Source organism: Amycolatopsis silviterrae (assembly GCF_042684085.1).
In the GTDB taxonomy this organism is placed as follows: domain Bacteria; phylum Actinomycetota; class Actinomycetes; order Mycobacteriales; family Pseudonocardiaceae; genus Amycolatopsis; species Amycolatopsis silviterrae.
The window spans coordinates 81507-108261 of sequence record NZ_JBHUKS010000041.1 but is presented as its reverse complement, the minus strand read 5'-3'; the positions used below and the strand labels follow the sequence as shown (position 1 = coordinate 108261).

General features: G+C 68.9%; 28 protein-coding genes, 1 pseudogene and 7 riboswitches. Of the genes and pseudogenes, 14 read left to right on the top strand and 15 right to left on the bottom strand.

Going from position 1 to position 26755, the window contains the following annotated elements; translation table 11 throughout:
- The first annotated feature begins 24 nt into the window (after positions 1-24).
- Positions 25-417 (top strand): hypothetical protein, encoded by a 393-nt coding sequence (locus ACFSVL_RS45970; RefSeq protein ID WP_378314393.1) that lies wholly within the window; start codon positions 25-27, stop codon positions 415-417.
- 8 nt (positions 418-425) lie between these two features.
- On the opposite strand, the gene ACFSVL_RS45965 is transcribed toward ACFSVL_RS45970, so the two are convergent.
- The 3 genes from ACFSVL_RS45965 to ACFSVL_RS45955 form a co-directional block, all read right to left on the bottom strand.
- Positions 426-1775 carry a hypothetical protein gene (locus ACFSVL_RS45965; protein ID WP_378314391.1) on the bottom strand — a complete coding sequence of 450 codons (1350 nt, stop codon included), beginning with the start codon at positions 1773-1775 and terminating at the stop codon, positions 426-428.
- A gap of 46 nt (positions 1776-1821) precedes the next feature.
- Positions 1822-2694: a hypothetical protein gene (locus tag ACFSVL_RS45960; RefSeq protein ID WP_378314389.1), complete on the bottom strand. Its 873-nt coding sequence runs from the start codon at positions 2692-2694 to the stop codon at positions 1822-1824.
- A gap of 575 nt (positions 2695-3269) precedes the next feature.
- Entirely contained in the window at positions 3270-3587 is a 318-nt protein-coding gene (locus ACFSVL_RS45955; protein WP_378314387.1) for a hypothetical protein, read from the bottom strand.
- An 83-nt stretch (positions 3588-3670) separates the two neighbouring features.
- Positions 3671-3732, bottom strand: a riboswitch (Fluoride riboswitch).
- A gap of 387 nt (positions 3733-4119) precedes the next feature.
- Here ACFSVL_RS45955 and ettA point away from each other — a divergent pair.
- The 4 genes from ettA to ACFSVL_RS45935 all read left to right on the top strand — a co-directional run bounded on the left by ettA (position 4120) and on the right by ACFSVL_RS45935 (position 9057).
- A complete protein-coding gene (ettA, locus tag ACFSVL_RS45950; RefSeq protein WP_378314385.1) occupies positions 4120-5793 on the top strand; it encodes an energy-dependent translational throttle protein EttA in 1674 nt (557 codons plus the stop codon).
- An 8-nt stretch (positions 5794-5801) separates the two neighbouring features.
- Complete coding sequence (locus tag ACFSVL_RS45945) at positions 5802-6674, top strand: dynamin family protein (protein ID WP_378314383.1); 873 nt, start codon at positions 5802-5804, stop codon at positions 6672-6674.
- A 186-nt stretch (positions 6675-6860) separates the two neighbouring features.
- Positions 6861-8285: a type I glutamate--ammonia ligase gene (gene glnA, locus ACFSVL_RS45940; RefSeq protein ID WP_378314381.1), complete on the top strand. Its 1425-nt coding sequence runs from the start codon at positions 6861-6863 to the stop codon at positions 8283-8285.
- Positions 8278-9057: a 2,3-bisphosphoglycerate-dependent phosphoglycerate mutase gene (locus ACFSVL_RS45935; RefSeq protein WP_378314379.1), complete on the top strand. Its 780-nt coding sequence runs from the start codon at positions 8278-8280 to the stop codon at positions 9055-9057. The genes glnA and ACFSVL_RS45935 overlap by 8 nt, the downstream gene beginning before the upstream one ends.
- A gap of 45 nt (positions 9058-9102) precedes the next feature.
- On the opposite strand, the gene ACFSVL_RS45930 is transcribed toward ACFSVL_RS45935, so the two are convergent.
- From ACFSVL_RS45930 to ACFSVL_RS45920, 3 genes and pseudogenes are all read right to left on the bottom strand, one after another.
- Positions 9103-9528, bottom strand: a complete 426-nt coding sequence (locus tag ACFSVL_RS45930; protein ID WP_378314377.1) for a hypothetical protein — start codon at positions 9526-9528, stop codon at positions 9103-9105.
- Between the two features lie 97 nt (positions 9529-9625).
- Positions 9626-10007, bottom strand: a pseudogene (locus tag ACFSVL_RS45925) (DUF211 domain-containing protein).
- Positions 9991-10075: riboswitch (Fluoride riboswitch) on the bottom strand. Its footprint overlaps the pseudogene before it by 17 nt.
- Positions 10076-10375: 300 nt before the next feature.
- A complete protein-coding gene (locus ACFSVL_RS45920; protein WP_378314375.1) occupies positions 10376-10921 on the bottom strand; it encodes a Chromate resistance protein ChrB in 546 nt (181 codons plus the stop codon).
- Positions 10922-11015: 94 nt separating this feature from the next.
- On the opposite strand from ACFSVL_RS45920, the gene ACFSVL_RS45915 reads away from it, so the two are divergent.
- Complete coding sequence (locus ACFSVL_RS45915) at positions 11016-12212, top strand: MFS transporter (RefSeq protein ID WP_378314373.1); 1197 nt, start codon at positions 11016-11018, stop codon at positions 12210-12212.
- Here ACFSVL_RS45915 and ACFSVL_RS45910 read toward each other — a convergent pair.
- From ACFSVL_RS45910 to ACFSVL_RS45890, 5 genes are all read right to left on the bottom strand, one after another.
- Positions 12205-12657 (bottom strand): NUDIX hydrolase, encoded by a 453-nt coding sequence (locus ACFSVL_RS45910; RefSeq protein WP_378314371.1) that lies wholly within the window; start codon positions 12655-12657, stop codon positions 12205-12207. The genes ACFSVL_RS45915 and ACFSVL_RS45910 overlap by 8 nt on opposite strands.
- Entirely contained in the window at positions 12657-14156 is a 1500-nt protein-coding gene (locus ACFSVL_RS45905) for a MutS-related protein (RefSeq protein WP_378314369.1), read from the bottom strand. Before ACFSVL_RS45905 ends, ACFSVL_RS45910 begins: the two co-directional genes overlap by 1 nt.
- Positions 14153-15679, bottom strand: coding sequence for a MutS-related protein (locus ACFSVL_RS45900; protein ID WP_378314367.1), 1527 nt, complete (start codon positions 15677-15679; stop codon positions 14153-14155). The genes ACFSVL_RS45905 and ACFSVL_RS45900 overlap by 4 nt, the downstream gene beginning before the upstream one ends.
- A gap of 30 nt (positions 15680-15709) precedes the next feature.
- Positions 15710-15773: riboswitch (Fluoride riboswitch) on the bottom strand.
- On the bottom strand, positions 15757-16899 hold the full coding sequence (locus ACFSVL_RS45895; protein ID WP_378314430.1) for an MFS transporter: 1143 nt from the start codon (positions 16897-16899) through the stop codon (positions 15757-15759). It overlaps the preceding riboswitch by 17 nt.
- 285 nt (positions 16900-17184) lie before the next feature.
- Positions 17185-18003 carry a PP2C family protein-serine/threonine phosphatase gene (locus ACFSVL_RS45890; protein WP_378314365.1) on the bottom strand — a complete coding sequence of 273 codons (819 nt, stop codon included), beginning with the start codon at positions 18001-18003 and terminating at the stop codon, positions 17185-17187.
- A gap of 23 nt (positions 18004-18026) precedes the next feature.
- Positions 18027-18091: riboswitch (Fluoride riboswitch) on the bottom strand.
- Positions 18092-18681: 590 nt separating this feature from the next.
- Here ACFSVL_RS45890 and ACFSVL_RS45885 point away from each other — a divergent pair.
- The 6 genes from ACFSVL_RS45885 (at position 18682) to ACFSVL_RS45860 (ending at position 22779) form a co-directional block, all read left to right on the top strand.
- Complete coding sequence (locus ACFSVL_RS45885) at positions 18682-18987, top strand: DUF3040 domain-containing protein (protein WP_378314363.1); 306 nt, start codon at positions 18682-18684, stop codon at positions 18985-18987.
- A gap of 42 nt (positions 18988-19029) precedes the next feature.
- Positions 19030-19093: riboswitch (Fluoride riboswitch) on the top strand.
- Positions 19094-19114: 21 nt separating this feature from the next.
- Positions 19115-20407: a phosphopyruvate hydratase gene (gene eno / locus ACFSVL_RS45880; RefSeq protein ID WP_378314361.1), complete on the top strand. Its 1293-nt coding sequence runs from the start codon at positions 19115-19117 to the stop codon at positions 20405-20407.
- Between the two features lie 36 nt (positions 20408-20443).
- Positions 20444-20839, top strand: coding sequence for a fluoride efflux transporter CrcB (gene crcB / locus ACFSVL_RS45875; protein WP_378314359.1), 396 nt, complete (start codon positions 20444-20446; stop codon positions 20837-20839).
- Entirely contained in the window at positions 20836-21201 is a 366-nt protein-coding gene (gene crcB / locus ACFSVL_RS45870; RefSeq protein WP_378314357.1) for a fluoride efflux transporter CrcB, read from the top strand. The genes crcB (ACFSVL_RS45875) and crcB (ACFSVL_RS45870) overlap by 4 nt, the downstream gene beginning before the upstream one ends.
- On the top strand, positions 21195-22280 hold the full coding sequence (locus ACFSVL_RS45865) for a DUF190 domain-containing protein (RefSeq protein ID WP_378314355.1): 1086 nt from the start codon (positions 21195-21197) through the stop codon (positions 22278-22280). The genes crcB (ACFSVL_RS45870) and ACFSVL_RS45865 overlap by 7 nt, the downstream gene beginning before the upstream one ends.
- A gap of 43 nt (positions 22281-22323) precedes the next feature.
- The gene (locus tag ACFSVL_RS45860) at positions 22324-22779 is read left to right on the top strand and encodes an NUDIX domain-containing protein (protein WP_378314353.1); all 456 of its coding nucleotides are present in this window, start codon (positions 22324-22326) and stop codon (positions 22777-22779) included.
- 111 nt (positions 22780-22890) lie between these two features.
- On the opposite strand, the gene ACFSVL_RS45855 is transcribed toward ACFSVL_RS45860, so the two are convergent.
- The 4 genes from ACFSVL_RS45855 to ACFSVL_RS45840 all read right to left on the bottom strand — a co-directional run bounded on the left by ACFSVL_RS45855 (position 22891) and on the right by ACFSVL_RS45840 (position 24760).
- Complete coding sequence (locus ACFSVL_RS45855) at positions 22891-23373, bottom strand: inorganic diphosphatase (RefSeq protein ID WP_378314428.1); 483 nt, start codon at positions 23371-23373, stop codon at positions 22891-22893.
- Positions 23374-23393: 20 nt separating this feature from the next.
- On the bottom strand, positions 23394-23735 hold the full coding sequence (locus tag ACFSVL_RS45850; protein WP_378314351.1) for a DUF190 domain-containing protein: 342 nt from the start codon (positions 23733-23735) through the stop codon (positions 23394-23396).
- Between the two features lie 2 nt (positions 23736-23737).
- On the bottom strand, positions 23738-24223 hold the full coding sequence (locus ACFSVL_RS45845; protein WP_378314349.1) for a fluoride efflux transporter FluC: 486 nt from the start codon (positions 24221-24223) through the stop codon (positions 23738-23740).
- A gap of 171 nt (positions 24224-24394) precedes the next feature.
- Complete coding sequence (locus ACFSVL_RS45840; protein WP_378314347.1) at positions 24395-24760, bottom strand: DUF190 domain-containing protein; 366 nt, start codon at positions 24758-24760, stop codon at positions 24395-24397.
- A gap of 26 nt (positions 24761-24786) precedes the next feature.
- Positions 24787-24866: riboswitch (Fluoride riboswitch) on the bottom strand.
- 80 nt (positions 24867-24946) lie between these two features.
- Positions 24947-25010: riboswitch (Fluoride riboswitch) on the top strand.
- A 102-nt stretch (positions 25011-25112) separates the two neighbouring features.
- Between ACFSVL_RS45840 and ACFSVL_RS45835 the strand changes: the two genes are divergently transcribed.
- Both ACFSVL_RS45835 and ACFSVL_RS45830 read left to right on the top strand, forming a co-directional pair.
- Positions 25113-26063, top strand: coding sequence for a respiratory chain complex I subunit 1 family protein (locus ACFSVL_RS45835; protein ID WP_378314345.1), 951 nt, complete (start codon positions 25113-25115; stop codon positions 26061-26063).
- Positions 26063-26755 (top strand): hydrogenase, encoded by a 693-nt coding sequence (locus tag ACFSVL_RS45830; RefSeq protein ID WP_378314343.1) that lies wholly within the window; start codon positions 26063-26065, stop codon positions 26753-26755. The genes ACFSVL_RS45835 and ACFSVL_RS45830 overlap by 1 nt, the downstream gene beginning before the upstream one ends.

The window sequence follows — 26755 nt, the reverse complement described above, 5'->3', positions numbered from 1 at the left end:
ACGCAGTCCTCGAGCGTGTTGCGGGTGGGCGGCAGCCCGCGCCTCGCGAGCGAGGCGGGCCAGCAGGTGCCGGCCGCCAAGGGCTTCGACCTCCCCGCACCGCCGCGCGCGGAGACCCCGCGGCGAGCCTCCGCGCGCGGCGCGAACTCGAATTGCTGCTCACCACTCGGCTGCTGGCGGTGGTGCCGCGCCAGTACGCCAATGTCGAAGCGGTTCAGGGCAGCGGTGACATCGATCGCTCCGCTCGCCGGCGCGCTGCTCGGCCTCGCCGGGGTTCATCTCACCGGCCACCACTATCAATCGCACCGCGATGGCACCAAGGTCGTCCTTGCTGGAACGGAGGCTATTGGAGGCCGCGTCGACGACAGCGTGCTCGACGCCCTTGCCGAAGTCGCTGTGTGGCTGCCCAAACCGTAATCGGCAGGTCACGCCAGGAGCTCAGTCGCTGCCCTCAACCGCGCGCCGCACTCATGGATCGGCACGCACAAGCTCACCACACGTATCCGCGGCCGCTGGCGATCGGGCAACCGCGTTGGGTCGTCCGCGGCAAGGGTGTGGGCAACATCGACGATCTGGTCGGTCATGTCGCGTTCGTACCAGGAGCCCCATTCGTAACGACCATGCGGCACGTTGCTCAACGGTATGCCCTCAACCAGGTCAAGAGCTTCCTGCAACCTGCGGAGGCGGTCCTCGCCGTGCGCCGCTTGGACGAGGGACTGGAATGAGAACCAGTCGCAGAGCAAGGCGCCGGAAAGGCGATAGCCGCTGTTCTTCGCGTCGATATTGGGTAAGTAAAGGTCGCCGTCCTGGTCGTGGCCAAGCCAGGTACGGAGGCGAGATACGTAGCCCTGTCTGGTGGCCGCAGACCAGGGCTGGTTCGACGTCCCCAGCTGTTGCGAGATTTCCTCGGCGCGCGCTCCCGGGTTAAGGGCAAGGAACGCGGCCAGTTCGGTGAGCCGATTGATCTTCTTGCCCTCGACCCGGGCGTAATCCACGCCGCGCAGCGAGACGGGGCCGAGCAGCCTCAATTCAGGTTGCGATGGCCGGGGAACGGTCTCGGCTGGTGTCTCGGAGCAGTCTCGCTGCTTGGGCACCGGGTGGGCCACTGTCTCGGGCGGTTCGGCATTGACCGGCTTGGCTACAGCTGCCATCTCCTCCGCCGTGAGCCGTTGGAGGGCGACGTCGACATTGAGTTGATCGACAGGAGTCGGGTCTCGCCGGAGATCAAGCTCCCACGCGCCTGGGATGCGCACGCTGGGATCCTGACCCGTGACGATCGCGACTATGCCGGCGGCAGCGTCACTCGTCGCGAGGCGGTCGACCTCTGCGGAGGTGAGCGGCTCTGGCACGAACACGGCGTGCGGACCGGCATCGGTCGTGTCGGCAAGGCGAGTCAGTAGTGCATCGACAGACTCATGATGGTCAGCACCGTCTATGGCGTGTCCGATGAGGTCGACCGTGATGCCCGTTGCCCAGGGAGAAGTCACCAGTTCGAGGGCCATCGCGCAGGCCACCGCGACGACGTCCTCCGGCTCGCCGTCAAGGAGAAGTGCCCCGACGCGGTCCAGTCGCAGCAGGATCAAGTCGCCGTCCGAGCCGTGCCCCAGGGCGGTCAAGAACGGGTACGGAGGAGCCTCGCGATTCTCGTGCTCCTCCACAGGGATGGGACGCATCAGCTGCCATTCAGCGCTGGTACCGGGTCCGATGAACGGCGAAACGGGTTGGGCAGGCTCGCCCAGGAAGATCGTCGCCTGTTCGGCGCCGAGACGGATCATCCGGATTTCCGGCAGCCTCTGTCCGTCCGGCTTGATGCGTTCGTGTTCAGCTCGCCCGCCTCAGGTCTCCGCCCGGGTACTCCTCCGCGGCGTCCGCGAGCATGGCGATCGCTCGACTGCGCCACCGGGTCACCGTCGGCTGGCTCACCCCCAGTTCCTCTCCGACCTGGCGATCCGTGGCCACGCCGTCCCGACCCACCCGGTCGCCGAAGAAACGGCGCGTCAGCACCGCCCGACCCCGCTCGTCCAGCACACCGCGGGCCACGGCCCACGACAGCACCAACAGCAGCTCTTCCGACGCGGCGACCTCGTGCTCCGGCTGAATCAGTGCGCCGTGGAACGCGTCATCGTCAACACTCACCACCTCCACCGCAGCCTGCACGTGGCCCACCCCGAATGAGCGCAACGCCGCCCGTTGCGTCTCCCGAACCAGATTCGCCGCCACGTGATGCCGACGACGCAACGGAAAACACCGGATCTGCTCCCACAGGTGCCCGATCACCGTCGCCTGCACGTCGGCGTTCTCCTCGCCCGCGGAGACTCCCCCGCCAGTCACGCCTCGCCGCACGCCGCCCGCTCCGGTCGAGGCCCGCACCGCCCGGATCACCCGACCAGTCACCCCTGGGACCGCGGGCAGCATCGCGGAGAGCACGATCTCCGCCGCCGTCGCACCGTCTCGCCCCGGCACTGCGGCACGCTCGAGCAACGCGTGCAGGACCAGGTCGTGCATCTCATACTCTCGCGTCGCCAGCACCCGCGCGAGATCCTCTCGGCTCGGCGTCTCGGCCAACGCGAGATCCGTGCGAGACCAGGCCACCAATGCCAGGTCGAACCTCTTGACCACGCGCGGGTGACGAAGACGACTCTGCAACAGCGTCAACGGGCTTTTCCGGGCTTCGTCGGCATGCGGCAAACTCATCACAGACCCTCCTCGAATCGTTACCGCTTCGGCACGACCTTGAGAACGACCTGCGTCTCCCTTCCTGGATCTGATCCTTGCCCCTAGCCAAGGGCAAGCGCTAATTCACCCATTGCGACGACACACGACCGCGCCGCTCACGGGGAATGCCTTCATCCACCCCGGCTGAACAGCATTTCGATGACGCCCGGCGAAACGCGCGTCAGGACGCCATTCCTCGACCTTCACCCGCCTCATGCAGGACACGACATCCCAGTTCTTCGGGTCCGGTAAGTGCCGCGTTTGACAGTCTCGCTGCCCGCGGCGACGACAGGTAGTCGCGAGCACAGCACCGAAGAACTCTTGCAATTCCGCGATTCCGTCGCCATTGCGGTGCAAGAAACGGACTTCTCTGGCAAACGTCTACGCTCGCGTCCGAGTGCCCGCACGAGCCGGGCACCTGAACGACGGCGTCGCGCTCAAGGAGCGCGTCCATAACACGGTAGAGCAGAAACTCCACGAGGCGCAATGCGGTCAGCGGGTCCGCCTGGCACCGGCCACGGAAAGCTTCCTCCACTGCCTCATACACTGTGGACTCACAGCGGGTGCCCTTCCAGATCCGCGAAGGCGTAGACAGCTTCGGCGAGGGTGTCTGTCGCCGCGACCACGCGTCCCCTGCAGACGGCGACCCACCGGTTTCGCTCCCGGCGGACCCGGCCGACGACCCGGCCGTCCAGGGCGACGATCCGGATGACCGGGCTTTCCGGGAACAGGCGGATGCTCGCCAGGTCACGGGTGGCGGCAAGACGTTCGGCCGCCTCCTCTTCCCGGATCCGCCACTTTTCGCGATACACGATCCGCTCGGCTTCGCGCACGATCGGCCAGGCGGCAGACCGGTGCTCGGACGCGCTCATCGCGCACCGCCTCGTGAGGCGTCTTCCGGCATGGCTCCTCCCGGATGCGAGCCGGCCGGGACGCGGCTGGTCCCCGGCCGGGATACGGGGCAGAAGCCATCAGCGCGGACGCGCGATCACGGCGAGCTCCATCGCCGGCCCGCAGCGCTCCCGCGCCGCGAACATCCCTACGGTAGCAGCGATCGCGAGGAACCGTCGTTTCCGCGGTGATCCGGTATCCTGGAATCTCGATTGGCGGAGGGGCCCGCCACCGAACCGCGGCCGGTGCGCCGCCAACGGTCCCTGCCGGCGGCACAGCTGTCCGGGAGGCGATCACCGTGGTTTGAAGCGTCCTCGCCGTCGCAGCGGTCCTGGCTGGAGCGTGCGTCACCGTCCTCGCCGAGTTTTCCCGGCGTTTCCTCGATCGCGGGCTGGCCGGGCGCGCAGCCGGACGACGGGCCGCGGGCACGACTGGCCTCTTCCTGGTGCTCGGCGGCGTCCTCGCTGCCGTGCTGCCCCGGCCGTTCGCCCGGATGCCCTGAGGAGGGACCTCATGCGGTGGATCCACCAGATGAACCGGGTCCGCGTGACCCGAGGCGACAAGGTCATTCTCGACGACGTCACGCTGTCGTTCCTGCCCGGTGCGAACATCGGCGTCGTCGGCCCGAACGGCGCAGGCAAATCCACGGTGCTCAAAGTGATGGCCGGGCTGGCCCGGCCCTCGCATGGCGACGCCGCCACCGCGCCCGGCATGACCGTGGGAATCCTGCTGCAAGAACCAACGCTGGACGACGGCAAGACGGTGCTGGACAACGTGCGGGCAGCGGTCGGCGAGACCACCGCATTGCTGGCGCGCTACCACCAGCTCACCGAGCGGCTGACGCATGACGACTCCGAGGACTTGCTGGAAGAAATGGGGCATCTGCAGGAAGAACTCGACCGGCGGCAGGCGTGGGACCTCGGCTCACAATTGGAGCAGGCCATGGACGCACTGCGCTGCCCGCCGCCCGACGCGGCTGTCTCGCAGCTGTCCGGCGGCGAACGGCACCGGGTCGCCCTCTGCCGCCTGCTGCTGCAACAACCGGATCTGCTTCTGCTCGACGAACCGACCAACCACCTCGACGCGGAAAGCGTCCAATGGCTGGAGCAGCACTTGAAGTCCTACCCCGGCACCGTCGTGGCGGTGACCCACGACCGGTATTTCCTCGACCACCTCGCCGAATGGATCCTTGAGCTGGACCGCGGGCACGCGTACCCCTATCAGGGCAACTACTCCACCTACCTGGAGACGAAACAGGCCCGGCTTCGCATCGAAGGAGCCAAGGACGCCAAACGCCGCAAACGGCTCCAGCAGGAACTCGACTGGGTTCGCTCCGGCGCCAAGGCTCGCCAGGCGAAGAGCAGCGCACGGCTGCGCCGCTACGAGGAAATGGCCGCCGAGGCGGACCGGACCCGGAAACTCGATTTCGACGAGATCCAGATCCCGCCCGGGCCTCGGCTGGGCGCCCTCGTCGTCGAGACCGAGCAGCTCCGGAAGGGCTACGGAGGCCGGGAACTGTTCGGCGGCCTCTCGTTCTCCCTGCCGCGCAACGGCATCGTCGGCGTGCTCGGCCCGAACGGCGTCGGCAAGAGCACCTTGTTCCGGATACTGGCCGGCGCCGAGAAGCCCGATACCGGAACGCTGCGGATCGGCGACACGGTGCGGATGTCCTATGCGGACCAGGACCGGGCCGGAATGGCCCCGGAGCAGACCGCGTGGGAAGTCGTGTCCGGCGGGCACGACTTCCTCACCGTCGGCCGGGCCGAGCTGCCCTCGCGCGCCTACCTCGCCGCGTTCGGATTCACAGGGCCGGACCAGCAGAAGCCCGCGCGGCTGTTCTCCGGCGGCGAACGCAACCGGCTCAACCTCGCGCTCACGCTCAAGCAGGGCGGGAACCTGCTCCTGCTGGACGAGCCCACCAACGACCTCGACGTGGAAACCCTGGCCTCGCTGGAAAACGCGATCCTCGATTTCCCCGGCTGCGTCGTCGTCACCGCACACGACAGGTGGTTCCTCGACCGCGTAGCCACCCACATTCTCGCGTGGGAAGGCACCACCGAAGACCCCGCCCGCTGGCACTGGTTCGAAGGGAACTTCGCCGGCTATGAAGCCGACAAGGCCGCCCGCCTCGGCCCGGAAGCCGCCAGGCCGCACCGGGTCGCCCACCGCCGGCTCACCCGGGACTGAACGCAGCCGTGGACGTGCTGCGGGACTACCAGTCGCTCCGGCTGGAGCTGGCCGACCTCCTGCGCGCCGCACTGCACCTCGCGCGGGCACGCGGCGATCAGGAGCGCGAATCGCGAGCCCGCGCGCTGCTCGCCCGGCTGGCCGAGGACGAGTTCCGGCTCGCTGTCGTCGGACGGTACAGCCAGGTCAAGACCACGCTGATGAACGCTCTGCTCGGCGACCAGTACCTGCCAACCGGGACACAGCCGACGACCTCGGTGCTCACATCGGTGCGATACGGAACCCGGCCGCTGGCCAGGGTGCGCCGCCGCGGCGCGGTGCTGCCGATCGAGGTGCCGCTCGCCGACGTCGGCCAGTTCGTCCGCCAGGACAGCGCGGAACGAGCCGAATCGCAGGTGGAGTCCGTGGACATCGAGGTTCCCGCCGAGCTGCTCCGCCTCGGGTGCGCGTTCGTCGACACCCCGGGACTCGGCTCCAGTCTAGGACTCAACACCATGACAACACAGCGGTTCCTGCCGGACGCCGACGCACTGGTGTTCGTCACCGCCTCCGACGCCTCGCTCGCCGCATTCGGGACCGAATTCCTGGCCGGGACCGACGTTCCCCTGTTCGTGGCCGTGACCAAGCGTGATCTCGTGTCCGAAAAGGCCGCTGCGGCGATACTGCCGGACAGGACGGGCACACTCCCGAGCGCGGGGCCTAGCGAACGGCTCCGGCTCGCGCCGCGGCCGAAATGCCGTAAGCTCGCCGCCAGCGCATCAGCGCCCGGCGGTGGGGCTCGCCGGACCCGAACCGCAGCTGCCCGCTGCCAACAGTCCCTGTCTGAACGAATGATCGCCACGATCACGCACAGGCAGGGAGATCGCACGTGCAACTCCTAGTCACGCTAGTCGGCGACTGCTCCGGTTCGCGATGCTCGGTCTCGCGCACAACAGCCCGTCGACCGCGACCGCCTTCTGCGTATCGGGTTCCGCCGTCCGCGTGCTGGCCGGCCGTGGCCCGTCCGCCGCCGGACTGCGGCTCGACGCGCACTCGTGTCCTGACCCCCCGCTGACAAGGAGCTCCGCGTGTTCCGCACCCCTGAAGACGTTCTCCGGTTCCTGACCGACGAAAACGTGGAAGTCCTCGACGTCCAGTTCTGCGACCTGCCCGGCGCCATGCAGCACTTCACCGTGCCCGCCGCGACCTTCGGCGCCGAGGCCTTCGAGGAAGGGCTCGCGTTCGACGGGTCGAGCATCCGCGGGTTCCAGTCCATCCACGAATCCGACATGCTGCTGTTTCCGGACCCCGCCACCGCGCGGCTCGACCCGTTCCGCGTCCGCAAGACCCTGGCGATGAACTTCTTCGTCCACGACCCGTTCACCCGCGAGGCCTACAGCCGCGATCCGCGCAACATCGCCCGCAAAGCCGAGCAGTACCTCGCCGAGTCCGGGCTCGCCGACCGTGCGTACTTCGGCCCCGAAGCCGAGTTCTACCTGTTCGACTCGGTCCGCTTCGACAGCGCCGAGAACCGCTCGTTCCACGAGGTCGATTCGGTCGAGGGCTGGTGGAACACCGGAGCCGACGAGCCCGGCGGCAACCAGGGATACAAGACCCGGTTCAAGGGCGGGTACTTCCCGGTCCCTCCCCTGGACCACCAGGCCGATCTGCGCGACGAGATCGTGCGCCACCTCCTCGCCGCCGGCATCGACGTGGAGAAAGCCCACCACGAGGTCGGCAGCGGCGGCCAAGCCGAAGTGAACTACAAGTTCAACACCCTTCTGCACGCCGCCGACGACCTTCAGCTGTTCAAGTACACCGTCAAGAGCACCGCCTGGTCCGCTGGGAAAACCGCCACTTTCATGCCGAAACCGATCTTCGGGGACAACGGCTCCGGCATGCACTGCCACCAGTCCCTGTGGGACGGAAGCGACCCGCTCTTCCACGACGACAACGGATACGGCGGCCTGTCCGACCTCGGCCGCCACTATGTCGGCGGCATCCTCCACCACGCGCCGAGCCTGCTCGCCTTCACCAACCCGACCGTCAACTCCTACCGCCGCCTCGTGCCCGGCTACGAGGCGCCCGTCAACCTCGTGTACTCCCAGCGCAACCGCTCAGCCTGCGTCCGCATCCCGGTCACCGGCAACAACCCCAAAGCCAAACGCATCGAATTCCGCTGCCCCGACTCCTCCGGGAACCCCTACCTCGCCTTCGCCGCCATGCTCATGGCCGGGCTCGACGGCATCCGCAACAAGATCGAACCGCCCGCACCCATCGACAAGGACCTCTACGAGCTCCCGCCCGAAGAAGCACAGGACGTCGCGCAGGTCCCCGGCTCGCTCGAGGCCGTGATCGACCGGCTCGAAGCCGACCACGAGTATCTCCTCGACGGAGGCGTGTTCACCCCCGACGTCATCGACGAATGGATCGGTTTCAAACGGGAACACGAGATCGATCCGCTCCGGCTACGCCCGCACCCGTACGAATTCGCTCTTTATTACGATGCGTGACCACACGCCACCGCGACCCGATGCACGACTCCGCGTCCTGTACCTGCTGCGGCACGGCCAGAGCACGGCCAATGCCGCAGGAGAGTTCACCGGCTGGACCGATGTGCCGCTGACGTCCGCAGGGGAAGCCGAAGCAACCCGGGCAGGCCAGTTGCTGGCCGAAGCCCGAGAACTGCCCGACGTGGTGCACACCTCAGTGCTGAGGCGCACGATCCGCACCGCGGAGATCGCGCTCGCCGGCATCGACCGGTCGTGGGTGCCGGTGCGCCGCTCGTGGCGGCTCAACGAGCGGCACTACGGAGCGCTCACCGGCCGCAACAAAGCCGAAGTCCGGCGAGAAGCAGGCGACGACCAGTTCACGCGGTGGCGGCGTTCCTTCTCTGACGCCCCTCCGGCGATGGCACCGTCCGAGGCAGCAGAACTCCGGGCGGACCCGCGTTACCGCGACCTCCCGCCGGGAACGGTGCCCGACACCGAAAGCCTCGCCGACGTGCTCGCACGAGTGCTGCCGTACTGGGCCGACAACGTGGCCACCGACCTCCGGGCCGGCCGCACGCCCCTCGTGGTCGCCCACGGAAACTCGTTGCGCGCATTGGTCATGCACCTGGACAAGCTGCGCCCGAACGAGGTAGCGGCCCTCAACATCCCGACCGGAATGCCCTTGCGCTACGAGTTCGACGAACGACTCCTGCCTCTCCCGCCCGGCGGACGCTACCTGGATCCGCACGCGGCCGACACCGCTGCTGCCACGGTCGCGGCCGAGGGACGCTGAGCGGCACGCCCATTTTCCTGCACCAGCGCACTGGTCGCCTAGCCTTCAGGCGATGCCCAGCAGCAGGCCGACCACGGCGACCGCTCCGCCGCACGCCATCAGCACGAGCATCCATCGCGGACGCCGCCCGCCCACGACAGTGGCCAGGCTGGCCCCCAACGCGCCCAGCGCGGCGATCGCAACCACCAGCGCAGCCCAGCTGTACCCGCGCAGGAGTACGCCGACCTGCAGCGGAGCGACAGCGCCGACAAAGCTCGACAGACTGGCCACCACCGCCGCTTCGACGGCTTCCCAGGCAACCTTCCGCCCGAGAGACCCGGCTGCGAGCCGACCGGAAGCGGTCAGGTTCAGCTCGTGCTCGGCACGCAGCTGCGCGTACTCAGCGACGAAGACGGTGAACACGGCCGTGACGAGCGAGACGATGCCGACCCGCACCGCCAGCCAGACATCCAGGCCGCGGCCGTGCAGCACCGCCCGGACGCGAGCGTCAACGCACTCAGGATGCCGTCGGCGACGCCGAGCGAAAGCGGAAGCAGCAGTCGCATCTGCCACCGGGACCGGACTCCGCTCACCGGATCCGCGGCACCCGGTCGATGATGCGGTCTCCGGCCACGATCTCGTCGATGCTGTGCAACGCGGCACCGGTCTTCTCGATCGCGGCGAACAAGCGCGACGTCGATGCCGTCGCCCTCGACGGTGACCTCGGTGCCCATCGTTTCGACGTCGATGTCGGTGACGGTGATGTTCACCGCCTCGACGCCGGGCACCCCGTCGATCGCCTCGGCCAGGTCCAGCAGGTCCGGCCGCGCGACGGCTTTGTCCACGTCGGGTTGCAAGCGGCGGATGTTCACCGGACCTCCCCGCGAAACCGCCCACCGACAGCGGACGCGACGACGGACAGGACAGATCGTGCGGACATGGGCGGCTCCTTCGGCATCAGGAGGAGCCATCAGCCGCCGCGGCAGTTCGGGAAACGTCGTGCGCTGCTTCCCCGGCGAGCCCCATCGCCTTGTCCGGCGTCCAGTGTGGCAGACCGGTCCCGCACGCTGGACGGGCAACCGCCGTCCGGGACAGTCTTGCATACGGTTCGCAACAACAGTTGTGTTCACGCCATGGCACTCGACGACTGGAAGTCATCGGTACGGTCGAATCGGCGCACCGCCCTCAGGTTCGGGCGGACCCTCGGCATGGTGTCCGATGCTTCCCGATTTCGTCTACGCCACCTTCTGCGTGCGCTCCTGCCAGCCGCAAGCAAAGTCGGCCGGCATCGTCATCTCTTCACACCGTCGGCCGCGCGGAAACCCGGGCGAACCTGCCGTCAGTGACCGTCAGCGTCCTCGGCGTACACCTTCGCCGCGTATTCCTCCAGCGTCTGTTCGCACCGCTCCAGCGCCCTCAGGGCGTCCGCGCGGCCCGGTGCGCTGAGCACGTCTCGTTCGGCGACCTTCGCCAGCCAATTCCTCAGCTTGGTCAGGTCTTCCTCGTTCTCTTCGAGTTCTGCGTAGGTGAAGTGCTCGGCGGCAGTTTCTTTTTCGATTTCGGCGAGGAAGTCCTGGCACTTGTCGACGATTTCCGCGTACTCGTCGTCGCGCGCTGCCTGGAACGTGGCGACGATGTCCGCCTGGCCGACCAGCGCGCTGCTGGTCAGCAACTGCGCGGTGCCGCCCATTTCGACGATCTCGTGCCGCAGTTTCCGCAGCGCGCGTTCCGCGGCCGGGGCGGCCGGCAGAGTGGCGACGGAATTCTGAAGGTAGACCGCACCGAGCCCCTTGAGGCGACGCCACACCGTCGCGCGCAGACGCGTCGGCTCCGGCGGGACACGGTAAATCAGCAACAGCCATCCGGTCGTCTTCTGCTCAGGCACCGCCACAGTCTGCCGGATCCAGCCGTAGCGCGCTGGTGCGTAACGATCGTTATCTTGCTAACGTAACACCGTCTTTCCGAGGCGGTGGTGCGGCGTGAGCGAGCAGGCCGGTCGACAGCGGAGGTCGGCCGCGTTGAAGTTCGTGCTGATGGTCGGCGCGATGAGTTTCTTCGCCGACTTCACCTACGAGGCGTCGCGCGGGGTCATCGGCCCTTACCTCGGGCTGCTCGGCGCGGGAGCGCTGGCGATCGCGGTCGTGACCGGCCTCGGCGAGTTGCTCGGCTACGGGCTGCGGCTGTTCTCCGGACGCGGCGCGGACCGCACCGGCCGGTACTGGCCGATCACGATCGCGGGATACGTCCTGCAGATGTCGGTCGTCCCGTTGCTGGCGATGGCCGGCAACTGGCAGACCGCCGCGCTGCTGGTGATCCTCGAGCGGGTGGGCAAAGCGATCCGCAACCCGCCGCGCGACGCGATGCTGTCGCACGCTGCCAAGCAGATCGGCTACGGGTGGGGCTTCGGCGTGCACGAGGCTCTCGACCAGTTCGGCGCGCTGTTCGGCCCGCTGCTGATCGCTCTCGTCCTGAGCCTCAGCCACCACGACTACCGGCTGGCCTTCGCCGTCCTCGCCGCCCCGGCCGCGATCATGCTCTGCCTCCTCGCCGTCGCGCGACTGCTCTATCCGCGCCCGCAAGACCTGGAACCGGCCGTCGCCGATGTCCGGACAGGCCGCTTTCCGCGCCGGTTCCGGCTTTACCTGGCGGCGGCGGCACTGGTGGCGATCGGTTTCGCCGACTTCCCGGTCATCGCCTTCCGGTTCCAGCAGAACGGCATCGTGTCCGCTGACTTGGTCCCGGTCTTCTACGCCGTCGCGATGGCCGTCAGCGGCGCGGGGTCGCTGCTTTTCGGACGGCTCTTCGACCGGTTCGGCATCCGGCTGCTGATCCCGCTCACCGTGGTCGCGGCGGCGTACGCGCCGCTGGCTTTTCTCGGCGGGTTCTGGCCGGCGCTGATCGGCATGTGCTTGTGGGGACTGGGCATGGGCGTGCACGAATCGATCATCCCGGCCGCGGTGGCCCCGATGGTGTCACCCGGCCGGCGGGCGTCGGCTTACGGCCTGTTCACCGGGGTTTACGGCGTCGCGTGGTTCCTCGGCAGCGCAGCGATCGGCGCACTGTTCGGGATCTCCCTGTCGCTCGTGGTGTTGTTCTCGGTCCTCGCCCAGCTCGCGGCAGTACCGCTGCTGATCCTCGTCGGCCGCGGCAGCGGACCGTCTCGCGCGGTCAGCTGAGCGGCGACGGCTCCCAGACATTGCCGAGGTAGGCGGCGACCCGGTCGTCGCCGCGGTGCAGAGCCTGGATGTGCTTCCCGATCGGCGGTCGCAGCGAGAGATCCGGCAACCGTTGCAGCGGAACGAATTCCGGCACAAGACCGGCCTCCGTCTCGTACGGCAGCGCGCTTTTGTCATCCGCATGAGCGAGAAAGACGATCTCCATCAGGTACTGGCCCGCCGCGGAGTTGGTCGCGTCCAGCACGAACGCCACGCCGACCGGAACGACCTCGAGTCCGGTTTCCTCCAGGGTTTCCCGCCGCGCGCAGCCCGCCGCGGACTCGTCTCCCGCCGGCGTGCCGCCCGGCAGCACCCAGCCGTCGGCACGGCGGCACAGCAAAACGGCGTCCTCGCGCAAGACCAGAGCGGAACAACGCAGATTGACCGGTCGCCGATCTGTGCTCATCACGCCTCCGCTTCCGCGAAAATCCGGCGGTAAGAATCCTCGCCGTAGCTGGTCGGAAGCGGCTCCCCCGGCGACAGCCGGAAAGTGCGGCTGCCGTCCGGGCGACGCTCGGCGCGCAGAAAGGTTCCTGCTCCGGGCTCCTGCTCGTACAGGCTGTGCGCGAGGTCGAACAGATGCGTCACGAACACCACTTTCACCTCGTTCCCGGTGAACGCCCGCAAGACCTGCCTGCCGATCTCGGAGCCCTCCCGCTCGTTGGTGGACGCGAAAGACTCGTTGCACAGCACGAGGTCGCCGGGCTCGATCAGGTCGGCGATCTCGCTCATGCGCGCCAGTTCCTCATCGAGTTTCCCGGTGGTCATCGTGGCGTCCTCCTCTCGTTTGAAATGCGTGAAGACCCGGCGGCGCAGGTCTGCGCGGAAGGCTTCGGCCGCGACGAACATCCCGCACTGCATCATCAGCTGGGCGAGCCCGATGCTGCGCAGGAACGTGGACTTGCCGCCCTGGTTGGCGCCCGTGACCACGACGAGTGCGGAGCCGTCGGCCGCCAGGTCGTTGCCGACGGTGCTCTGTTCCTGCGAAAGAGCGAGTCCCGCGTCGTACAGCCCCTTGGCGGCCAGCACGCGCTGCCCGGACGGTTCCGGCTCCGGGAAGCACACCGGCAGGCCCCGGCGCTCCAGGCGTTCGCGCAGAGCCAGGCAGCCCAGGTAGAAGGCGAGTTCCTTGCGCAGCACAGTGAAGAAGTCCAGCACGTGGTCGGCCGACTGCGCCAGCGCGTTCGCCGCCAGGTTCACCCCGTGCCCGGCCAGGTCGGTCAGCGCCCGGGCGCCCGCCTCGTCCCGCGCCGGGACCTGGAAACCGGCGCTGTCGCGGTCGTGTCCGGTCAGCCGTTCCCACCAGGACAGCTTTTCCGGCTTGTGCAGGGCATGCCGGACGCCTTTGTTCCCCGGCCCCAGCTCCGCGCTCATCAGGACGCCGCGCGGCAGCTCCAGTTCCTGGAGGTGCTCTTCGAGAACCGCGAAGTACCCGGCGTCCAGTTCCTCGGACACCATGGCGAAAAACCGCCGGAATCCGGTCGAACGGAACTGCCCGGCCTGCTCCTGCGCGAGCAGGCTCAGCTGCTTGAGGTTTTCGGTCAGCACCTCCAGGATCTTCACCGACCGGTGCAGGATGTTCTCCGGCGAGGAATGCAGGAGAATCCCGAACCACACCTTCTTCGGAGCTTTCAGCGCCTCCAGCGCGATGTCGTACAGTTCGCGGACGATCCGGTCGTGGCGCAGGCAGTCGGCGAGGACGTGCTGGCGGTAGCGGATGACTTCCGGGTCGGCCGATCCGGCGGCCAGCACCTCCCGCGCGACGTCCCGGCGGAACCCGTCTCCTTCGGCCATCGCGTCGTAGAGGACGTCCAGTTCCAGATCGGCGGTCAGGACCGCTTCGTTCGCCGGGAGCGCGCCCTCGGCGTCGAAATCCCGGTCCGGATGCAGCAAGAACACCTTCATCGTGCGATCCACCTCCGCAGCGCGTCGTAGGAAAGCCCATACTTGGCGGCGATCGCCTCCGCGTAGGCGATCCCGTCCGCCGGGCGCCGGGTGATCTCGTACGTTCTCTCGGCCGGGTCTTCGGGCGCGACCGCGCCGACCATGCTGACCACCGCCTCGTCGAGCGCGGCGAGTTCGTCGACGAAGGTGACGTACACCGCGCGGGCGCCCAGCCGCAGGACGGCTTCGAGCACTCTGCCTCCGATGAACCGGGCGTCGTGCAGCGTGGTCGAGGCGAAGCTTTCGTTCAGCACGAGGATGCTGTCGCCCGTCGCCTCAGCAAGGATCCCGCGGATCCGGACCAGTTCGTCGTCCAGTTTCCCGCGCAGCGTGGCCAGGTGCTCTTCTCGTTCGAAGTGGCTGAACACCCGGTCCGGCAGGAACATCCTCGCCGAGGCAGCCGGGACCGGGAGCCCGAGGCTCGCCAGGTACGGCAGCTGGCCGAACATGCGCGCGAAGGTCGTCTTGCCGCCGTTGTTCGGGCCGCTGACCACGATGACGCGTTCGCCTCCGGTCAGCCGGAAACTGTTGCGCACCAAGGGAACTCGTTCGGCGACCAGCTTTCCGGCCAGGGCGAGGTCGAACGCGTCCGCGACCTCGATGTCGCGCGAGTCCGGCGAGAGCTCCGGGCAGCAGAACGCGAGCCCGGAGACCTCGATCCGGCGCATGTGGTCCAGATAGGCCAGGTAGAACTGGACTTCGCGGTCGAACCGGGCGACGGTCGGGTCGAGGTAGCCGCGATGCCGCGCGCAGAAGTCGCGCAGCCGCTGGAACGCGTCCGGGAACAGTTTCGCCACGCAGTCGAGCACTTGCGCCTGCACGTGATCCATGTCCGCGTCCTCGCGGAACTGCACCCGGTAGTCCCGGGCCGCGCCTTGTTTGAAGCGGGCGAAGACCTTCTCGACCTCGTCGGTGTAATCGGATTCTCCGGAATAGCGGCGTACGTCGACACGCAGGCCGCGGATGTGCACGCGGTACTTGATCCTGGCCAGGTATTCCCGGCAACGGCGAGTGTCCGCGACGAGTGCGAGATACTCCTCCGAACGCAGGTAGCCGCTGAGGAATTCACGCAGTCCGCGCAGTCCCGGCGAGGAAAGCTCGCACTCGCCGAGCTGCGCGCGAAGCGACGCGACCGTGGCGCAGTAGCTCTCGACGGCGTCGAGGAACCACCGTTGTTTCTGCTTCTCGTAGTGAAGTTTCCCGCTGGTTTCCTGTTGCTTGCGGACCTGGCGCATCCGCCGCGCGAACTCGTCGACGGAAGCGCGCACGTCGTCGCGCTGCACATCGCGCAAGACCTCGTGCCGATACCGCACTTCCGCACAGTCGGCCGACGGGGCGTAAAAGAACGGCCGGAGGTCGTACTCTTCGCGGCCGGAGGTCACCGCGTCGACGATCTGGTCGAGGTTCAGGTCGCGGAAGAATTCCGGCTCCGCGTTTTCGCCGGGATTTCGTCCCGGGAAAAGAACGCTTCGGAAAGGGCGCACTGTGCTCACCACCGCGAAATATCGGTCTGCCTGCCGGTAGAAGCCATCAGCCGCGGTGGCGGTGGTGCAAGCGGGCTTCATCGCCTGCGGACAGGGTACCTGAAACGTCGCTTGCCCCGGAACCGCCTGCTCGCGAGCAGCACGGCCAGCGCGACAGCCTGGATCGCGGCGACGGTGACCGCCAGGACCGGAATCGACCGGTCGTAAAGGACCCCGGTCAGCGCGCCGCCGGCAAACGTACCCAGCCCGGCGACCCCGGCGAAAAGGCCGTAGGCGGTGGCCCGGCGACGGGCGGGCACCAGTTCGGCGACCGCGGCCCGGAGGGTCGACTCCTGGATTCCCATTCCCGCGCCCCACGCCAGAGCGCCGAGAACGGCGAGCCAGGTGCTGCCGCCGAAGGCGAGCACCGGCACCACCGCCGACAACAGGGGCAGTGCCGCGACTGTGCGGCTGCCCAGCCGGTCGTAGAGCCAGCCGCTGGCCAGCGCCGCGACAGCATCTGCCGTCATCGCGGCGGCATAGACCACCGGCACCGCGGCGGCGGGCAGCAGGCGGTGCTCGACGAGGTGGTAGGACAGCAGGCCGAAAGTGGCGAAGCCGGTCAGAGTGACGGCGGTGAAGCCGGCATACGCCCAGAACGCCCACGGCAGTCGCGCTTCGGCGGTCCCTGGCGCCTCCGGCGTCTCGTAGACCGCCGGATCCGGCACCCGGGCGCGCAGCCGCAGCAGGAGGAACACAGCGAACACGCCCGGGACGGCGAGCATTCCGAGCGCGGGACCGTAACCGTCGTCCGTGACTGCGAGGACCCCGGCCACCGCGAGCGGACCGAGGATCGCGCCGACCTGATCCATCGCCTCGTGCACGGCGAAGCCGCGTCCCCTCCCGACGTCGGCCGTCGCGTGCGACAGCAGAGTGTCTTTGGCCGGGGAACGCACCGCTTTTCCGACCCGCTCGGCGATCACCAGGGCGCCTGCCGCCCACAGCACGCCGGTCAGCCCGAGCAGCGGGACCGCCGCGACCGTCACCGCGTATCCGGCGATCGTCCAGGACCAGAACCTGCGGGTGCGGTCGGCCAGCGGGCCGGACACCAGCCGGAGCGCCAGTGCGGACGCTTCGCCGGCACCGGTGACGAGACCGACCACCGCCGCGGACGCGCCGAGGTGGGCCAGCAACGGGCCGACGACGGAACGGCCGCCCTCGTAGACGAAGTCGACCAGCATGCTCACGATGCCGAAGGCGAACACGAACTGCCATGGGGAAAGGGCACGCCGCGCGCCGCGTCCGCCCGGCGCGGTGGGCCGCGCTCGGTTCTCCTGGCCACGTTCGTCGGCAATTTCCGGGAGAGAGCCCGGCCTCCGCCTGGATTGAGCGCGACTGTTCTCCACTGGCTGGCTCCGTTCTGCCCGGACCGTCGTCAGCCAGACCTAACCACTGTTAGCTTCTATAGCAAACAGATGCTCAGCCAGTGGGACCATGCTCCGACGGATCCCGCTTGACCGGCAACGTCAGGCGGTCCGCCAGCGCCGGCGGCCAAGGCCGTTCAACGGCCGCGTGGGCGGGACGCCGGCTTCGTTGCCGAGTCCGCGGACGACCGGAGCGGCGCGGTCCGTGTGCCGCACGTCGGCGACGACGACCGTCACGTTGTCCGGCCCGCCGCCGTCGAGAGCGAGCTCGATCAGCCGGTCGGCGCAGGCGTCGAGGTCGGGCATCCGCAGGGTCTCGGCGATCGTGCCGTCGTCGACCACATCCGAGAGGCCGTCCGAACAGAGCAGATAGCGGTCCCCCGCCCGGGCCTCCCGGAGGCTCCCGGAGGGCTGCTCGCCGAGACCTCCGGTCAGCGCGCGCAGGATAATCGACCGCCGAGGGTGGCGCCGGGCTTGCTCGGCAGTGATCCGCCCGGCGTCGACGAACTTCTGCACCAGGCTGTCGTCGTGGGTGATCTGGGTACAGGTCCCCTCCCGCACGAGATAGGTGCGGGAGTCGCCGATGTTGACCACGGCCAGCCGATCGCCGGCGAACAGCACCGCCGTCAGCGTGGTGCCCATGCCGGCCAGGCTCCGATCCCGGGCGACGAGATCTCGGATGGCGGCGTTCCCGGTTTCCACCGCCCCGGTCAGTGCACCGAGCGGGTCCCGGCCGGGGTCGGCGTGGTCGAGAGCGGCCAGTGCCACGATCACGGCGGTGCTGGCGATCTCGCCGGAGATGTGCCCGCCGATCCCGTCAGCGACCGCGAGCAGGCGCCTGCCCGCGTACACGGCGTCTTCGTTGCCGGTCCGGACCAGACCGCGGTCGGTGCGGACCGCATGGCTGAGCATGAGCGTCATCGCGACTGTCCCCTCGTCGCTCGCAGGAAGCAGACGCCATCAGCGCGGAAAGGGCGCGGTTTCGGCGGGCATCATCACCGTCGCCGCCGATCGTAGCGTGCGGCAGCGCAGGACGGCCTTGATGCAGAACCGATTCCCCGCGATCGGCGGGCCGCGGTATCGTGGAAACGCGATTGGCGGAGGGACCCGCCACCGAACCGCGGCTGCGCGCCGCCGATGGTCCCTTGCCGACGGCTCGGAGCCGTCCGGGAGGCGATGGTCTCCGCCGGGTTCTCCCTGGTGCTCGGCGCGATTCTCGCCGGCGTCCTGCCCCGGGTGTTCGCCAGGACTCCCTGAGCAGTGGCGGGCCTCCCCCCGCGCCGGAAGACGCGGCGAGGTCCCGGTCCTGTCCGATCCGCTCGTTTCCGCTGGCCTGCAACGGCATCGCCGCGCCGGTACCGCCCGCGCCGGACCAGGGGCGAGGCCCGGCGCGGATGCATTACGCTCCCACCAGCGCTCGCGCCCGGCGGTGGGGCCCGCCGGACCAGAACCGCGACCTCGGTCGCCAACGGTCCCTGTCTGACGCGGTCGTGCTCGTCCCGGAACAGGCAGGAGTGCCCGGTGCTTTCTCCTGCGCTGTCGGCGAAATCGCCGCGTCGCGTCGATCCGCCACGACAGACCAAGGCATCCGGAGGCCCCATGGCGCTGCCCGACGACGAGCAACGCAAACTCGACGAGATCGAACGTTTCCTCACCGAGGAGAACCCCGCCCTGGCGCACCGGTTCGCCGAAGCGCGCCCGCCCGGGATCGGCAGTCTCCTGTGGACCGCAGGCGGCATGCTGGCGCTGCTCGCCACCGGGCTGGTGATCACCTGCGTCGGGATCCAGCACGCGGATCCCCTGGTGATCGGCGCGGGTGCGCTGCTGACCGCGCTCGTGCCGGGAATGACCGGCTGGTACGTGCGCCAGCACGGCTGGCCGGCGAAGCGGGACCGGCGGCAGTGAGACCGGCCACCGGCCCGGCACCGCGCGGCCGGGCATGGCACAATCGGCACCGGCGATGGGGCTCGCCTTCAACCGCGGAAAACCCGCTGACGGTCCCTGGCAACGGTGAACTGTGCCAGGAGGACATGTGCCCGCACTCGAAATCGTGGACCTCGACGCCCGGGAAATCCTCGATTCCCGGGGCCGCCCCACGCTGCGGGTGACCGCAACGGCCGGGAAACATCGCGCTTGGGCGGCAGTGCCTTCCGGCGCGTCGACCGGTCGCAACGAGGCCCACGAGCTGCGCGACGACGATCCGGAACGCTACGGCGGTGCGGGAGTCCGGCGCGCGGTCGGTTCCGTCGCCGGCGAACTGCGGGACCTGGCGCTCAGCCGGCCGTGGCCCACCCTCGCCGATCTCGACGAAGCCATGATCGACCTGGACGCCAGCGTCGGCCGCTACCGGCTCGGCGCGAATGCGATTCTCGGCGTGTCCACGGCCGTCAGCAGGCTGTTCGCGCAGCGGGACGATCGGCCGTTGTGGGCCGCGCTGCGTCTTCCCGGCCGCGCCGCGCGCCTGCCGGTTCCGCACTTCAACGTGCTCAACGGCGGCGCGCACGCGCAAACCACCCTGGACTTCCAGGAGTTCATGGTGGCACCGCTCGGCGCGCCTTCGACCGTCGAAGCAGTCCGGGCCGGGGCCGAGGTCTACCGGTGCCTTCGTGCTCTCCTCGCCGCGGCGGGCCACAGTGTCGGGCTCGGCGACGAAGGCGGTTTCGCGCCCCAGCTCACGCAGCCGGAAGAGGCGCTCAAGCTGCTGGTCCAGGCCATCGGAAACGCCGGATACCCACTGGGCGACAACGGAATCGCGATCGCACTCGACCCGGCCGCGTCGCAGTTCCGGAGCGAGGACGGCTCCTACCGGGTCGGCGGCGAGCGGCTCAGCTCCTCCGAACTCGTCGAGCGCTACGGCGAAATCGTCGGCAGTTTCCCGGTGTGGAGCATCGAAGACGGCATGGCCGAAGACGACGACGCCGGCTGGCGCGAACTGACCGATCGCCTCGGCGACCGCGTCCAGCTGGTCGGCGACGACAACTTCGTCACCAATGCCAAGCTGATCCGCCGCGCCGCCGCCCGCGGAATCGCCAACGCCGCGCTGATCAAACCGAACCAGGTCGGCACCGTCACCGAAACGCTCGCCGCGGTGCAGGCATGCCGCGAGCACGGCTACACCTGGATGATTTCGCACCGATCGGGTGAAACCACCGACGACTTCATCGCCGACCTCGCCGTCGGCACCGGAGCGGGCCAGATCAAAGCGGGCGCACCCGCCCGCGGAGAACGCGTCGCCAAATACAACCGGCTGATGGACATCGAAACCGACAACCCGGGACTCCCCTACGGTGCACAGCACGCGCCGCTGTCCGATACTGCGCGATGAACCCGGGGAAGAACCGGAAGGAGGTCGCGGCGGACCATGGCTCGCGATCGGCGTGAACTCGCCGCGATCTTCGCCGGAGGCGCGATCGGGACCGGAGCGCGCGCGTTTCTCGGCACCGTCCTCGCCGCCGGTCCGGACCAATGGCCGTGGGCCACGTACGCGGTCAACATCGCCGGCAGCTTCCTGCTCGGCTACTTCGTCACCCGCTTGCAGGAGCGGCTCCCGTTGTCCAGCTACCGGCGGCCGTTGCTGGGAACAGGTCTGTGCGGCGGGCTCACCACGTTTTCCACCATGCAAGTGGAAATCCTCCGCATGCTCGATTCCGGGGCCTACGGTCTCGCCGTCGCGTACACCGCGGCCAGCGTCGGCGGCGGCCTGGCGTCGATCTACGCCGCGACGGCACTGGTGCGACGAGTGCGAGTGCGCGGATGAACGCGTGGGTGTGGGCGGGGGTCCTGCTGATCGGCGGCGCCGGTTCGGTGCTGCGGTTCCTGGTCGACGGTTTCGTCGCAGGCCGGGCCGGGAAAACCTTCCCGTTCGGGACGCTCGCGGTGAACCTCTCCGGTTCGGTGCTGCTGGGGATCGTCGCCGGAGCGGGGCTCGGTCCCGACGCCGCGCTCCTCGCCGGAACCGCCGCGGTCGGCTCGTACACGACGTTTTCGACGTGGATGCTCGAAACACACCGGGTCAGCGAAGAACGCCAATACGCCGTCGCTTTCGCGAACATCGTGCTCAGCCTGGTGTTCGGCATCGCGGGAGCAGCGCTGGGCCGATGGATCGGAAGTGCGTGGTGAACGAAGAGTGCTTGAAACTGACCAGCTATTTCGGGGAACGGAGCCGCGTCGGCGGCCGGTTCTTCGCGGACGCGGTCATGGATGTGTACGGCGCGCACGAGGTCGCTGCCAGCATCATGGTGCGCGGTGCCGCGGGATTCGGGCTCAAGCACCACTTGCGCACCGACCAGTCGCTCACTCTGTCCGAGGACCTGCCCGTCGCGACGATCGCGGTCGACACCCGCGACCGGATCGAAGCGCTGCTCGACGACATCACCGGAATGCACCCGACCGGGTTGACCGTGCTGGAGCGCGCCCGCATGCTCCAGCACGACGTCGGCCCCGAGCTTCTCCCCGAGCAGCTGCACGAGGGCACCAAGCTGACCATCTACGTCGGACGCCAGGAACGCGTCTTCCGGATGCCCGCCTATCAGGCGGTCTGCCGTCTCCTGCACCGGCGCGGGATCGCCGGGGCGACCGTGCTGCTCGGGGTCGACGGCACCGCACACGGACGGCGGCAGCGGGCGCAGTTCTTCGGCCGCAACGCCGACGTGCCCATGATGATCATGACGGTGGGCGACGGCGAGCGGATCTCGCGCGTCCTGCCCGAACTCGGCGGCCTCCTGGAGCGCCCGCTGCTCACCCTCGAACGGGTCCGGATCTGCAAACGCGACGGCCAGCTCTTCGAACGTCCGCACGCCTTGCCCGAAACCGACGAGCGCGGCCTGCAGCTGTGGCAGAAGCTGACGGTCTATTCGTCGGAATCCGCCCTGCACGAAGGAATGCCGATCCACCGCGCGCTCGTGCAACGGCTTCGCCGCTCCGGCACCGCACGAGGCGCGACCGTGCTGCGGGGCATGTGGGGTTTCCACGGCGACCACCGCCCGCACGGCGACCGGCTGCTCCAGCTGAGCAGGCACGTCCCGACCGTCACCGTCCTCATCGACCGGCCCGGCAACATCGCCGCGTCCTTCGACATCGTCGACGAGCTGACTCAGGAACACGGACTCGTCACCACCGAGATGGTGCCTGCCCTGACCGCCACCGACGGCCGCGGCAACCGGCGCGGCGGCACGACGCTCGCCGACCATGATTTCTGACCAGCGCGAAAGCCCGTCCCGGACGGGCGAAGGAAGGTACCGAGTGGACGATCAGGACACGATCAGCTTGCGCTGCTCCGCTCTCGTCCTGCGCCGCGGCGCAGTGCTGCTGTGCCGCCGCAGCGAGGACTGGGTCCTGCCCGGCGGCACGCCGCGACACGGCGAATCGGCCGGGGCCTGCGTGCGGCGGGAGGTCCGGGAGGAAACCGGGCTGGCGGTGCACCCGGTCAGCGTCGCGTTCGTCCTGGACGCCACCAACGCAGCGGCCGGGCATCACCTGATGGAAATCGTGCTGTCCGCCGAGGACGAAAGCCGGGGCGTCGCGGAACCGGTCTGCCGCGAAGCGGGGCTGCATCCGGAATTCGTGCCGCTCGACGCCTTGGCCGGGCTCGGCATCCGGCCTCCGATCGCCGGGCACATCCGCGCGTTTCACGCCGGAGGAGGCCGCCGTACCGCCGCGTATCTGGGAAACGTGTGGCGGCCCGCTCCTCGCGGCTGACGCCTGAAGCCGGTTCCCCGCCGGGACGAACGACGGCTGCCGGTGCCATGAACGGGCACCGGCAGCCTCGAGAACCGGCCCAGGTGCACGAAGAATCCGCAGCGGCCCGGCTCAATGCCCGCCGAAACGGTCAGCCGCCTCGCGCACGACCCGCTCGGCTTCGGCCCGGCCTTGCCAGCCGCGCACCTCGGTGGACTTCCCCGGTTCGAGGTCCTTGTACACGTCGAAGAAATGGCCGACCTCGCTCAGCAGATGCGCGGGCAGATCGGCCAGTTCCCGGAGGTGGTCCTGCCGCGGGTCCCCGGCCGGCACGCACAGCACTTTCGCGTCCGGACCGTGCTCGTCGCGCATCCAGAACACCGCGACCGGCCGCACCGGGATCTGGCAGCCGGGGAACGTCGGGTGCGCGACCAGGACGAGCGCGTCCAGCGGGTCGCCGTCCTCGGCCAGCGTGTCCGGGAAGTAGCCGTAGTCAGCCGGGTACTGGGTAGCGGTGAACAGCGTGCGGTCCAGCCGGATCCGGCCCAGTGCGTGGTCCATTTCGTACTTGTTCCGCGATCCCATCGGGATTTCGACAATCGCGTCCAGCTGCATCGGGGAGTGCTCCAGTGCGGTCACGGTCGGGGGGTTCGGTGCGCGGTCATCACTTCGACCTCGTCCAGCAGCACGGCGCCGTCGCCGATCAGCTCGTCCAGTTCGGGCAGGAAGGCGCGGATCTTGTCCTCCCGGTCGACGATCAGGATCAGGATCGGCAGGTCCTCGGACATGCTGAGCAAGCGCGTGGTGTGGATCATCGCGTGGATGCCGTAGCCCTCGCAGCCGCGCAGCACCGTCGCGCCGGCCAGCCCGGCGTCGCGGGCGCGCCGGACGATTTCGCGGTGCAGCGGCTTGTGGCGCCAGACGTCGTCCTCGCCGATGAAAATCGACATGCGCAGCGCGTAGCCGGTGAGCTGCATGATCAGGCCCTCTCCTCGATGCGGGGCGCCACGCCGGTCAGCTTCCTGGTCAGCCAGACCGCCGCGAGCACGGCCAGCATCGCGCAGATCAGGGTTCCCGCCAGGTATCCGAACGCGAGCACCGCGGTTCCCGGACGCAGCAGTTCTCGCGATTCGACCGCATAAGCCGAAAAAGTGGTGAATCCGCCGAGCACGCCGACTCCGAGGAACGGCCGCGCCAAGCGGTGCGCCGTCCACGCCTCGGTGATCAGGACCATCAGCACGCCGATGAGAAAGCAACCGGACACGTTCGTCACGAACGTCGCCCACGGAAACCGGCCGGGCCCGGCGGGAAACACCGCGGAGAGGCCGAACCGGGCCAGCGCGCCGAGCCCGCCGCCCAGCGCGACGACCGCGAGCACCGCGCCGTGGGTCCGGAGCAGTTCCCGCCGCTGGGAAACGACCCGGAGATCCACATCCGGATCGATTGCCTCGGTCTCGTCGCGCACCCGCGCCTCCTGCTTGTCCTGAACGCGAAAACCGGCCAAGCAGGGACCGTTGGCGGCTGTGGCGGCCGCGGTTCTTCCGGGCGAGCCCGAAGCGGCGAGCCCCACCGCCGCTGCTTCAGCGTAACCGACGCGCTGATCGTGTGCAGCCGGCCGGGCAGCGGGCACCCGGGTTCACATCGAGGACCACCAGTGCGGGCGCTTCGGCTCTGATTCGGCGTAGCGGATCGACTCGATCTCGTCGACTACGACCAGCCCGCTGATCTCGAGGTCGTCCAGCCGGTCGAGGAACGCCCGGATCTTCTCCTCCGAGTCCACGATGACCACCAGCAACGGCAGGTGCTCCTTGAGCATGAACACGTGCTGGGTGTGGATGTGCGAACTCGCGCCGTAGCCCTCGATGCCGCGCAGCACGCTGGCTCCGGCCAGTCCCGCCTTGTGCGCACGGTGCACGATCTCGACGTACGTCGGCCGGTGGCGCCAGTTGTCGCCCTCGCCGAGGAAAATGGAGAGGCGCAACGCCCTCTTGGCGACCTTCACGGCGATCCTCCTGGTCCGGCAGCACGCATCGGCCAGGAACCATCAGCCCCGGCGGAGGCGGTTCGGGCCGCGGGCGGCCCCGGCGGGATCCATCGCCGGCTCCAGTACATCGCCGCCGGTCGCGGAGGTCAAGGACCCGTCCGGGTCGGGCTCGGGCTTGCGCGGCGACGCCCCGGTGGTCACACTGGGCACACAGGCGATGGGGCTCGCCTCAACCGCGGAACACTCCGCTGATGGCCTCTACCGCACCACCTTCGTGTTCGCACGCTGGCAGGCCGGTAGAGGAGGTCCGAGTGGACGAGGATTCCGCGATCCCCGATCATCGGCTCGCTCCCCTCCGCGGGGAGCCGTCGTGAACGCGCCGTCGATCCAATTCGCCCAGGTGCTGACCGTGCTGGTCGCCGCTCCCGGGGTGTCCGGGGTGATCGCACGCGTGGAATCGCGGCTGCAGGGCAGGCGCGGCACCCGGGTGCTGCAGCCCTACTACGACCTGGGCAAGCTCTTCCGCAAGGAAGCCCTGGCGCCGCACGGAGCCAGCTGGGTGTTCCTGGCGGCGCCGCTGGGCGCGATGGCCTGCTACCTCACCGTGCCGCTGCTGATCCCGGTGCTGACCACGTTCCCGCTTCCGCTCGGGTACATGGGCGACATTCTCGGCGGCGGATTCATCCTGTCCCTGGCCAGTTTCGCCGTCGCGGTGGCCGCCGCGGAGACCGGCGCGCCGTACGCCCAGCTCGGCGCGAGCCGGGCGAAAACGTTCAGCGCGATCACCGAACCGGTAGTGCTGTTCGTGGTCTTCACCGTCGCGCTGGTGACCGGGACCGACCTGCCCTACGCGCTCGCCGAGACCGTCCGTTCCTCGGCCGAGCAGATCGTGCGCCCGGCACATCTGCTCGCCGCGGCGGCGTTGTTTCTGGTGATTCTCGCCGAAACCGGGCGGATCCCGGTCGAGACGCACACCGGCACCAACGAATTCGGCATGATCGAGGAGGCCCGGCCCTTCGAGCATTCCGGGCCGTACTTCGCGATGCTGCGGTGGGGTTCGGCGATGAAGCAGCTGATCCTGTTCGTCATCCTGATCAACGTCTTCATCGCGCCGTGGGGGCTCGCCTCGTCCGCCGGCGTCGGAGCAGTCGCGCTCGCGATCGCGGCGTTGCTGGGCAAATGCGTCGTGCTCGGCGTCGTCATCGCCGTCATCGACAACTCGTTCGCGAAGCTGCGGCTGTTCAAGATCACCGAATTCGTCGCCGCCGCCTTCCTCCTCGCGGTACTGGCCGTGTTCACCCTCTACTTCGGAGGCGGCTGATGAACGTGCTCGCCGCGGACCCGGCCGCCGTGGCTCCGCCCGGGATCTACGCCGGCATCGCGAACGGCCTGGCGGTGGTGGTGCTGCTCACCGAATTCGCCATGCTGCGCACCGCGCTGCTGCGCGCTCAAGTCCGGGTGTACGCCGCGCAGTCGCTGCTGGTGTCCGTGCTCGCGGTGGTCGTCGCGGTGGCCCGGGACGTGCCCGAACTGTACGTGCTGGCCGGATTGTCGTTGGCGCTCAAGGTGATCGTCGTGCCGTGGCTGGTGCTGCGGATGCTCCGCACCGCCGGCACGGAGATCGCCGGCAGCGGTGCGCTGGGCGTCGCCAGCGAAGTGCTGCTCGCGGTCGCGGTCGCGGCGTTCGGGTTCTTCGCCACCGGCCGCTTCCACGTGACCAGCCCGGCGCTGCCGGAAACCGCGCTCGCGCTCTCGGTGGCGGTGATCCTGGTGGCGTTCGTCCTGATGATCGTGCGCCGCGACGTGGTATCGCAGGCGATCGGGTTCTTCTCTCTGGAGAACGGCGTGTCCCTGGCCAGTCTCGTGGTCGCCGCCGGGATGCCGCTCATCCTCGAAGTGGCGTTCCTGTTCGACCTGCTGGTCGCCGTCGTCGTGTTCGGCGTGCTGATGCAGGTCCACCACCGGCGCTCGGAATCCCTGTCCACGCAACACCTCACCCGGCTGCGGGGGTGA